Source organism: Streptomyces sp. NPDC007162 (assembly GCF_040634175.1).
Classification (GTDB): domain Bacteria; phylum Actinomycetota; class Actinomycetes; order Streptomycetales; family Streptomycetaceae; genus Streptomyces.
In genome coordinates, this window is the sequence record NZ_JBEYFC010000031.1 from 24,830 (window position 1) to 34,245 (window position 9,416).

At 72.3% G+C, this 9,416-nt stretch carries 11 protein-coding genes; 4 read left to right on the top strand and 7 right to left on the bottom strand.

The annotated features are described in order from the left end of the window. Window positions 1-19: 19 nt before the first annotated feature. From ABZ646_RS06195 to hisD, 7 genes are read right to left on the bottom strand one after another with little or no spacing between them, the layout of a single operon-like run. Window positions 20-412 (bottom strand): RidA family protein, encoded by a 393-nt coding sequence (locus ABZ646_RS06195; RefSeq protein WP_360513461.1) that lies wholly within the window; start codon window positions 410-412, stop codon window positions 20-22. Beyond that, window positions 409-1,134, bottom strand: coding sequence for a bifunctional 1-(5-phosphoribosyl)-5-((5-phosphoribosylamino)methylideneamino)imidazole-4-carboxamide isomerase/phosphoribosylanthranilate isomerase PriA (gene priA, locus ABZ646_RS06200; RefSeq protein WP_360513463.1), 726 nt, complete (start codon window positions 1,132-1,134; stop codon window positions 409-411). The genes ABZ646_RS06195 and priA overlap by 4 nt, the downstream gene beginning before the upstream one ends. After that, a complete protein-coding gene (gene hisH / locus ABZ646_RS06205; RefSeq protein WP_360513465.1) occupies window positions 1,131-1,772 on the bottom strand; it encodes an imidazole glycerol phosphate synthase subunit HisH in 642 nt (213 codons plus the stop codon). The genes priA and hisH overlap by 4 nt, the downstream gene beginning before the upstream one ends. Then, window positions 1,769-1,933, bottom strand: coding sequence for a hypothetical protein (locus tag ABZ646_RS06210; protein ID WP_043500011.1), 165 nt, complete (start codon window positions 1,931-1,933; stop codon window positions 1,769-1,771). The genes hisH and ABZ646_RS06210 overlap by 4 nt, the downstream gene beginning before the upstream one ends. Next, entirely contained in the window at window positions 1,930-2,523 is a 594-nt protein-coding gene (gene hisB, locus ABZ646_RS06215; protein ID WP_360513468.1) for an imidazoleglycerol-phosphate dehydratase HisB, read from the bottom strand. The genes ABZ646_RS06210 and hisB overlap by 4 nt, the downstream gene beginning before the upstream one ends. Next, window positions 2,520-3,629, bottom strand: a complete 1,110-nt coding sequence (locus tag ABZ646_RS06220; protein ID WP_360513470.1) for a histidinol-phosphate transaminase — start codon at window positions 3,627-3,629, stop codon at window positions 2,520-2,522. Before ABZ646_RS06220 ends, hisB begins: the two co-directional genes overlap by 4 nt. Continuing rightward, a complete protein-coding gene (gene hisD / locus ABZ646_RS06225; protein WP_360513472.1) occupies window positions 3,626-4,951 on the bottom strand; it encodes a histidinol dehydrogenase in 1,326 nt (441 codons plus the stop codon). Before hisD ends, ABZ646_RS06220 begins: the two co-directional genes overlap by 4 nt. 295 nt (window positions 4,952-5,246) lie before the next feature. On the opposite strand from hisD, the gene ABZ646_RS06230 reads away from it, so the two are divergent. From ABZ646_RS06230 to ybaK, 4 genes are all read left to right on the top strand, one after another. After that, window positions 5,247-6,824, top strand: a complete 1,578-nt coding sequence (locus ABZ646_RS06230; RefSeq protein WP_360513474.1) for an oxidoreductase — start codon at window positions 5,247-5,249, stop codon at window positions 6,822-6,824. Window positions 6,825-6,960: 136 nt separating this feature from the next. Further along, entirely contained in the window at window positions 6,961-8,013 is a 1,053-nt protein-coding gene (locus ABZ646_RS06235) for a hypothetical protein (RefSeq protein ID WP_360513476.1), read from the top strand. An 11-nt stretch (window positions 8,014-8,024) separates the two neighbouring features. Continuing rightward, window positions 8,025-8,765 carry an LON peptidase substrate-binding domain-containing protein gene (locus ABZ646_RS06240; RefSeq protein WP_360513478.1) on the top strand — a complete coding sequence of 247 codons (741 nt, stop codon included), beginning with the start codon at window positions 8,025-8,027 and terminating at the stop codon, window positions 8,763-8,765. A 15-nt stretch (window positions 8,766-8,780) separates the two neighbouring features. Beyond that, a complete protein-coding gene (gene ybaK, locus ABZ646_RS06245) occupies window positions 8,781-9,287 on the top strand; it encodes a Cys-tRNA(Pro) deacylase (protein ID WP_360513480.1) in 507 nt (168 codons plus the stop codon). The last annotated feature ends 129 nt before the right edge of the window (window positions 9,288-9,416 follow it).

The following is a 9,416-nucleotide window of genomic DNA, read 5'->3' on the forward strand; positions in this document are numbered from 1 at the left end:
TCTGTATGCCTCTGTGCCTCTAGCCTCGGAAGGCTTCCAGTTCCACTTCGACCAGGATGCGCGGGTCGACGAAGCCCTCCACCACCAGCAGGGTGGACGTCGGCCGCACCGCGTCGAAGAGCTCCTTGTGGGCCCGGCCCACCGCGTCCACGTCCCGTACGTGGGTCAGGTACATGCGGGTCCGGATCACCGACCCGACATCGAGCCCGAACTCCCCGATCGCCTCGACGGCGCTGGTGAAGGCCACCTTGGCCTGTTCGTACGGGTCGCCCTCGCCGTACAGCACCGTCCCCTTGAAGGACGTCGTACCGCCGACCAGCACCCGGTCGCCCGCCGCCACGGCGCGCGCGAATCCGAAGCTCTCTTCCCAGGGACTTCCGCTCTGCACGCGCCGTACGGCTCCGGACGTCATGACGACACAGCCTCCAAGGCCTCTTCCAGGGTGAACGCCTTCGCGTACAGGGCCTTCCCGACGATGGAGCCCTCGACACCGAGGGGTACCAGCTCGGCCAGCGCGCGGAGGTCGTCCAGCGACGACACGCCGCCGGAGGCCACGACCGGCCGGTCGGTGGCCGCGCACACGTTCTTCAGCAGGTCCAGGTTCGGGCCCTGGAGGGTGCCGTCCTTGGCGATGTCGGTGACGACGTAGCGGGCGCAGCCCTCCTTGTCGAGGCGGGCCAGCGTCTCGTACAGGTCGCCGCCGTCGCGGGTCCAGCCACGGCCCCTCAGGGTCGTACCGCGCACGTCCAGGCCGACGGCGATCCTGTCACCGTGCTCGGCGATGACCTTGGCGACCCACTCGGGGGTCTCCAGGGCGGCCGTGCCGAGGTTGACGCGAGTACAGCCGGTGGCGAGGGCGGCGGCCAGGGTGGCGTCGTCGCGGATGCCGCCGGACAGCTCGACCTTGATGTCCATCGCCCGGGTCACCTCGGCGACCAGCGCCCTGTTGTCGCCGGTGCCGAAAGCGGCGTCCAGGTCGACCAGGTGCAGCCACTCGGCGCCCGACCGCTGCCAGGAGAGGGCGGCCTCCAGGGGGGAGCCGTAGGAGGTCTCGGTGCCCGACTCGCCGTGCACGAGGCGGACGGCCTGGCCGTCGCGGACGTCGACGGCGGGGAGGAGTTCGAGCGTGCTCACAGTGTTCCGATCCAGTTGGTGAGGAGCTGGGCGCCGGCGTCGCCGGACTTCTCGGGGTGGAACTGGGTGGCCCACAGGGCGCCGTTCTCGACGGCCGCGACGAACGGCTTGCCGTGCGTCGACCAGGTCACGAGCGGCGCCCGGATGGCGGCGTTGTGCGTCTCCAGCGCCCAGTCGTGGACGGCGTAGGAGTGCACGAAGTAGAACCGCGCGTCGGCGTCCAGGCCGGCGAACAGCTGGGAGCCGTCCGGTACGTCCACGGTGTTCCAGCCCATGTGCGGCACGATCTCGGCCTGCAGCGGCTCGACGGCGCCCGGCCACTCGTCGAGGCCCTCGGTGCGGACGCCGTGCTCGATGCCGTGCGCGAACAGGATCTGCATGCCGACGCAGATGCCCATCACCGGCCGCCCGCCGGACAGCCGGCGGTCGATGATCCAGTCCCCGCGGGCCTCCTTGAGACCCTGCATGCAGGCGGCGAAGGCGCCGACGCCCGGCACCAGCAGCCCGTCCGCGTTCATGGCCCTGTCGAAGTCACGGGTGATCTCGACGTCGGCCCCGGTGCGGGCGAGGGCGCGCTCCGCGGACCGGACGTTGCCGAAGCCGTAGTCGAAGACCACCACGCTCTTGGGAGCGGTCAATTCCACACCTCCAGCCTCATGACGCCCGCCACCAGGCACATCGCGGCGCCTATCGACAGCAGCACGATCAGGCTGGTGGGCATCTTCTGCTTGGCGAAGGAGATGATCCCGCCGACCAGGAAGAGGCCGACGACGATCAGGACGGTCGAGAGGCCGTTCACAGCGCGCCCTTCGTGGAGGGGAGGATGCCGGCCGCGCGCGGGTCGCGCTCGGAGGCGTAGCGCAGCGCCCGGGCCAGCGCCTTGAACTGGCACTCCACGATGTGGTGCGCGTTGCGCCCGTAGGGCACGTGCACGTGCAGGGCGATCTGCGCCTGGGCGACGAAGGACTCCAGGATGTGCCGGGTCATCGTGGTGTCGTACTCGCCGATCATCGGCGCCATCTTCTCGGGCTCGGTGTGCACGAGGTACGGGCGGCCGGACAGGTCGACGGTGACCTGGGCGAGGGACTCGTCCAGCGGGACCGTGCAGTTGCCGAAGCGGTAGATGCCCACCTTGTCGCCGAGGGCCTGCCTGAAGGCGGCGCCGAGGGCGAGGGCGGTGTCCTCGATGGTGTGGTGCGAGTCGATGTGCAGGTCGCCGTCGGTCTTCACGGTGAGGTCGAACAGGCCGTGCCGGCCGAGCTGGTCGAGCATGTGGTCGTAGAAGCCGACGCCGGTGGCGATGTCGGTCCTGCCGGTGCCGTCGAGATCGATCTCGACCAGGACCGAGGTCTCCTTGGTGGTGCGCTCCACGCGCCCTACGCGGGTCATGCGTCCAGCTCCTTCTTGACTTCACGTACCGCGTCGAGGAACGCGTCGTTCTCTTCGGGGGTTCCGGCGGACACCCGCAGGAAGCCGGGCACGCCGTTGTCCCGGACGAGGACCCCCCGGTCGAGGATCTTCTGCCACATGCCGTGCGGGTCCTCGAACCGCCCGAACTGCACGAAGTTGGCGTCGGACTCGGTGACCTCCAGGCCCAGCGTCCGCATCTCGGCGACCAGCCGGTCCCGCTCGGCCTTCAGCTGCTCCACGTACTTCAGCAGCGTGCCGGTGTGCTCCAGGGCGGCCAGGGCGGTCGCCTGGGTGATCGCGGACAGGTGGTACGGCAGCCGTACGAGCTGGACCGCGTCCACCACCGCCGGGTGTGCGGCGAGGTAGCCGAGGCGCAGGCCGGCCGCGCCGAAGGCCTTGGACATGGTGCGGGAGACGACGAGATTCGGCCGACCTTCGAGCAGCGGCAGCAGCGAGTCGCCGTGGCTGAACTCGATGTACGCCTCGTCGACGATCACCATCGACGGCTTCGCCGCCTGGGCCGCCTCGTACAGCGCGAGGACCGTCTCGGGCGGTACCGCGTTGCCGGTGGGGTTGTTGGGGGTGGTGATGAACACGACGTCGGGCCGGTGCTCGGCGATCGCGCGGGCGGCGGCCTCGGCGTCGATGGTGAAGTCGGCGCCCCGCGGACCGGAGAGCCAGCCCGTGCCGGTGCCGCGCGCGATGAGCCCGTGCATCGAGTACGACGGCTCGAAGCCGATCGCCGTGCGGCCCGGTCCGCCGAAGGTCTGCAGCAGCTGCTGGATGACCTCGTTGGAGCCGTTGGCCGCCCACACGTTCTCGACGCCGACCGGGTATCTGCCGGTGTCCGTGAGGTACCTGGCCAGCTCGGTGCGCAGCTGCACCGCGTCCCGGTCGGGGTAGCGGTTCAGGTCGCGGGCGGCCTCGCGGACCCGCTCGGTGATCCGCTCGACCAGGGGCTCGGGCAGCGGGTAGGGGTTCTCGTTGGTGTTCAGCCGTACGGGGACGTCCAACTGGGGCGCGCCGTAGGGGGACTTGCCGCGCAGCTCGTCCCGTACGGGGAGATCGTCGATGCCGAAGCTCACTTGCCCGTCGGTACCTTCCATCCGAACCTCGCCTTGATCGCCGCGCCGTGCGCGGGCAGGTCCTCCGCCTCCGCCAGCGTGACCACGTGGTGCGCGACCTCGGCCAGCGCGTCCTTCGTGTAGTCGACGATGTGGATGCCGCGCAGGAAGGACTGGACGGACAGGCCCGAGGAGTGGCAGGCGCAGCCGCCGGTGGGCAGCACGTGGTTGGACCCGGCCGCGTAGTCCCCGAGGGAGACCGGCGCCCAGGGGCCGATGAAGATCGCGCCCGCGTTCCTGACCCGGTCGGCGACGGCGGCGGCGTCGGCGGTCTGGATCTCCAGGTGCTCGGCGCCGTACGCGTCGACGACCCTGAGGCCCTCCTCGACGCCGTCGACCAGGACGATCGCGGACTGCCGGCCCTTCAGGGCGGGCACGATCCGGTCGTCGACGTGCCGGGTCGCCGCGACCTGCGGCTCCAGCTCCTTGTCGACCGCGTCGGCGAGCTCGACCGAGTCGGTGACCAGGACGGCGGCGGCCAGCGGGTCGTGCTCGGCCTGGCTGATCAGGTCGGCGGCGACGTGCGCCGGGTCCGCCGTGGCGTCCGCGAGGACGGCGATCTCGGTCGGGCCCGCCTCGGCGTCGATGCCGATCCTGCCGGTGAAGTAGCGCTTGGCGGCGGCCACCCAGATGTTGCCGGGGCCGGTGACCATGGTGGCGGCCGGGCAGGACTCGGTGCCGTACGCGAACATCGCGACGGCGGTGGCGCCGCCGGCCGCGTACACCTCGTCGACGCCGAGCAGCGCGCAGGCGGCGAGGATCGTGGGGTGCGGCAGTCCGCCGAAGTCGGCCTGCGGCGGCGAGGCGAGCGCGATGGACGGGACACCGGCTTCCTGCGCGGGCACCGCGTTCATGATCACGGAGGACGGGTAGACCGACCGGCCGCCGGGCGCGTACAGGCCGACCCGATCGACGGGCACCCACTTCTCGGTCACCGAGCCGCCGGGCACGACCTGGGTCGTGTGGGTCGTGCGACGCTGTTCGCGGTGGACGAGACGGGCGCGCCGGATGGACTCCTCCAGGGCCGCGCGCACGGCGGGGTCGAGCTCGTCCAGCGCCTTGGCCAGCGCTTCGGCGGGCACCCGCACCTGCTCGAGGACGACCCCGTCGAACCTCTCGGCGAAGTCGATCAGCGCCGCGTCGCCCCGATGATGCACGGCCTCGCAGATCGGACGCACCTTCTCCAGGGCGGCCGAGACGTCGAAGTCGGCTCGGGGCAGCAGGTCGCGCAGGGCGGGTCCCTCGGGAAGGGCGTCGCCGCGCAGATCGATTCGGGAGATCACACGACCAATTCTCGCAGACCGCTGTGACGGACGGTTCGCGCGTATCAATGGCTGATACAGAACGCGGTCCGGCGGCCGGTCCCTAGCGTGGGGCGACGGGCGGTGCGCAGCGGTGGGCCGGTGGGCGGTGCACAGGGTGGGCCGGCGGCCGGCGTGGCTTGGGCCGGGCGGCCGGCGAGCGGCCCTGGCCGGAACCGGAAGATCACCCTCACTTGGTGTGTTCGAGGCGTGACGGACGGGCATCACCGCTGGGCGAGCACATGACTCACGAGTAGCCGAGGAAGAAGGAAGAGCCGTGACCGAGGGGGACGGCGTCCAGGACGGGGACCTGCCGGACGATCTGACCGCGGCCGAGGCCGGCATGTGGCAGGCGTTCCGCAACGGCAGCGGGTACGACCTGAGCAGCGGCGACGCGCGCGCGGACGATCCGCACGGGGGGCACCCGTGGGGACCCGAGCGGACCGTGCGGGCCCGGATCATCTGCTGGCTGCTGCTCGACGGCCCGCCCGCGCTCGCGGGCCGGGTGTCCTCGCTGAAGCTGGCCGGCGTGCGGATCAGCGGCACTCTGGACCTGGCCGGCGGGACCGTCCTGCCGTACGTGGAGCTGCGCGGCTGCCGGTTCGACGACGAGATCCTGCTGCCGGAGGCGCACTTCACGACCGTGCGGTTCGTGGACTGCGCGGCGCCGCGCCTGGAGGCGGCCCGGGTGCGCACAGAGGGCGACCTGCACCTGCTGCGCTGCCGTTTCCTCGGCGGGGTCCGCCTGACCGACGCCCACATCGGCACCGACCTGCTGCTGAACGAGGCGGTCGTCCACCGGGACCGCAGCGGCCGGTCGATCGCGGCCGACGGCATGACCGTGGGCCAGGACCTCCTGGCGGACCTCCTGGAGTCGCACGGCGAGCTGAGGCTGCGCAGCGCCAAGGTGGGCGTCTCGCTGAGCCTGCGCGGCGCGCGGCTGCTCAACCCCGACGGGCGGTACGCCCTCAACGCGCCCCAGCTGACCGTGGGCCGCACGCTCTACCTGACCCCGGCCGGGGTGGGCGGGCCCTGGCAGAGCGGGACGACCCCGGCGCGCGGGACGCGGATCCAGCGGTTCGAGTGCCAAGGCGGCATCCGGCTGGACGACGGGCGCTTCGGGGACGCGGTGGACCTGGAGCGGGCGCGGCTCGCCCTCACCGACGACCAGGAGCTGTCGCTGCGCCGGGTGCAGGCGCCGGAGCTGCGATTCCTCGGGGAGGAGCCGCAGCGCGGCCGGGTGCTGCTCTCCGGCGCCCGGGTCGTCAGCCTGGTCGACCGGGCGAACAGCTGGCCGGGGCCGGGGCGGCTGCACATGGGCGGCTTCGCCTACGAGAACCTGGTGCCGCAGGGTCCGTTCCCGCTGACCCGGCGGCTCGACTGGGTGGCGGCGGCCACCGCCGAGTACAACCCGGAGCCGTACGAGCGGCTGGCGAGCGTGCTGCGGGCCGCCGGGGAGGACGAGGACGCGCGCGAGGTGCTGCTCGCCAAGCAGCGCCGACGCCGCGAGACGCTGCCGCTGGCCGGCAAGCTCTGGGGGTACGCCCAGGACCTGACCGTGGCCTACGGGTACCGGCCGGGCCGGGCGGCGGTGTGGATGGCGGTGCTCTGGGCGGCGGGCACGCTCGCCTTCGCGCACGCCCCGCATCCGCCGATGAACTCCGGCGGCCACCCCGTATGGGACCCCGCGCTGTTCGTCCTCGACCTGCTGCTGCCGGTGATCGACCTGGGCCAGGCCGGTCAGTGGCGCCTGAGCGGCGGCTGGGAGTGGGCGTCGACGGTGATGATCCTGCTGGGCTGGATCCTCGCGACGACGGTGGCGGCGGGGGCCACCCGGCTGCTGAGGCGCGGATAGCCGGTCCTCGGCGGCGGTCCCACAGATGAGCACGAGTCACCTTTTACCCTCCCTTGACCTTTGGCCGTACAACTTTCGCGGAGTTGGCCTGACGGTCTGGCGCGGGCCCGACCCGCCGACCTTCAATGGCGGGACCATGGCTTCGCTGCGCACGCTGTTCCGCTCCGCCCGGACGGCAAGAACCACTTCGCACCCCGCCCCCGGTCCGCTCCCGGCCGAGGACGAGGTACTCCTCGACGCGCCCGACGAGCGACTCGCTCCGGTGCTGGTCGCGGCCGGTCAAGGTGCGTACGGACCCGCCGCGGGACTGCTCGCCGACACCCGGGCCGCGTCCGACTGGGAAGCCCGGGACCGGTATGTGCACCGCCTCGCCGTGTTCGCCCGTTCCCGTCCGGAATGGCTCGACGACTGGCACGCGGCCGCCCCGCAGGATCCCGACCTGCTGGTGCTGCGGGCCCAGCTCGCGGTGGACCACGCCTGGGACTCCCCGGCCCGGAGCGAGATGCTACGCGCGGTGAGTCCCGTGATCACGAGCGCCGCCCGCGGCGACGACCGGGACCCGGTGCCGTGGCGGATCGCCCTGGACCACGCCCGTGGCTCGAACGCCGGCCACAAGTACTTCGAGGAGCTGTGGGAGGCGGCGGTCCGCCGGGCCCCGCACCACTACGGCTGCCATGTGGCGGCCCTGCGCTATCTGGCCACCTCCTGGCACGGCTCGCACCGCGAGTGCTTCGACTTCGCCGACCTGGCCGCGCAGGACGCCCCGGCGGACTCGCTGGTCCAGGCCCTGCCGGCCCGCGCGGCCTTCGCGTACCTCACCGACGGCTGCGGCCCCGAGGTGCCCCGGGCCCGGCTGGACGCGGCGGCCGACCGGGCGATCGCCCTGTCCGCCCGGTTCCCGGCGGCCGATCTGTGGCCCGCCGAGGTCCGCAACAAACTGATGTACCTCCTGGTCCGCCTGGAACGCTGGGAGGCCGCCCGCACCCAGCTGGACCTGATCGGCCCGTACGCCACGTCCTTCCCCTGGGACCGCCTGTCCGACGACCCGCTGGGCCACTTCGTACGGCTGCGCACCCACCTGCTGGCCGGGACGGAACCCCTCTCCGAGGCCGCCACGACTCCCTTCCCGGGAGGCGCCGGGCGCCCACGGACCGAGCACGGCGGGCATGCATCCGCCGATGACCACTAGGCTGTGGCGCCGTGACCACCGTCCGTCTCCCCCTCTTCCCGCTGAACTCGGTGTTGTTCCCGGGGCTCGTGCTGCCGCTGAACATCTTCGAGGAGCGCTATCGCGCCATGATGCGCGACCTGCTGAAGACACCCGAGGAAGAACCGCGCCGGTTCGCCGTCGTGGCGATCCGCGACGGCCACGAGGTGGCACCGAGCGCGCCGGGCATGCCGGACCCCACGGCCCAGCCGGACAAGGGCCCGGCGGCCGGCTTCGGGCCCGACCCCCTCAAGTCCTTCCACGGGGTGGGCTGTGTGGCGGACGCGGCGACGATCCGGGAGCGGGCCAACGGCACGTTCGAGGTGCTGGCGACGGGGACGAACCGGGTGCGGCTGCTGTCGGTGGACACCTCGGGACCGTTCCTGACGGCCGAGCTCGAGGAACTGGCGGAGGACCAGGGCGACGAGGCCGGCCCGCTGGCGGAGGGGGTCCTGCGGGCGTTCCGCCAGTACCAGAAGCGGCTGGCCGGCGCACGCGAGCGCTCACTGACCGCGGGGATCGAACTCCCGGACGAACCGTCCGTCGTCTCCTACCTGGTGGCCGCCGCGATGATGCACGACACGCCCACCAAGCAGCGTCTCCTCCAGGCCCCCGACACCGCCTCCCGCCTGCGTGACGAGCTGAAACTCCTTCGCTCCGAGACGGCGATCATCCGTAACCTGCCGTCACTGCCCGCGGCGGAGCTGACGCGGTCGCCGACGAGTCTGAACTGAGCAGGAGCCCGCGACATGCCGAAGAAGGCGAACAAGAAGCAGCAGTCCGCGGGCGGCACCCCGGCGACAGTGGCGCTGACCGCGGCGGGAGTGGACTTCACCGTCCACTCCTACGACCACGACCCCGCCCACCCGTCGTACGGCGAGGAGGCGGCGGAGGCGATGGGCGTGTCCCCGGACCGTGTCTTCAAGACGCTGGTCGCGGACGTGGACGGCACGCTCACGGTCGCGGTGGTGCCGGTGGCGGGCAGCCTGGATCTCAAGGCCCTGGCGACGGCGGTGGGCGGCAAGCGCGCGGCGATGGCGGACCCCGCCCTGGCCGAACGCACCACGGGCTACGTCAGGGGCGGCATCTCCCCGCTCGGCCAGCGCAAGAAGCTCCCCACGGTCCTGGACGCGTCGGCGTCGTCCCACGCCACGATCTGCGTGTCGGCGGGCCGCCGGGGCCTGGAGGTGGAGCTCGCGCCGGCCTCCCTGGCGACGCTGACGGAGGCCACCCTGGCACCGATCGGCCGCGCCTGACCTCCCGACGCGACCGCTCCCCCGCGGCGGATCGCTAGCTTGATCTTTAACCTCGGGCCTCGAACAGGTCGTCGTACTTGATCACTCGCGTCGGTAACTGCCCTACGTGCAGGCGGCCTTCGGCTGACC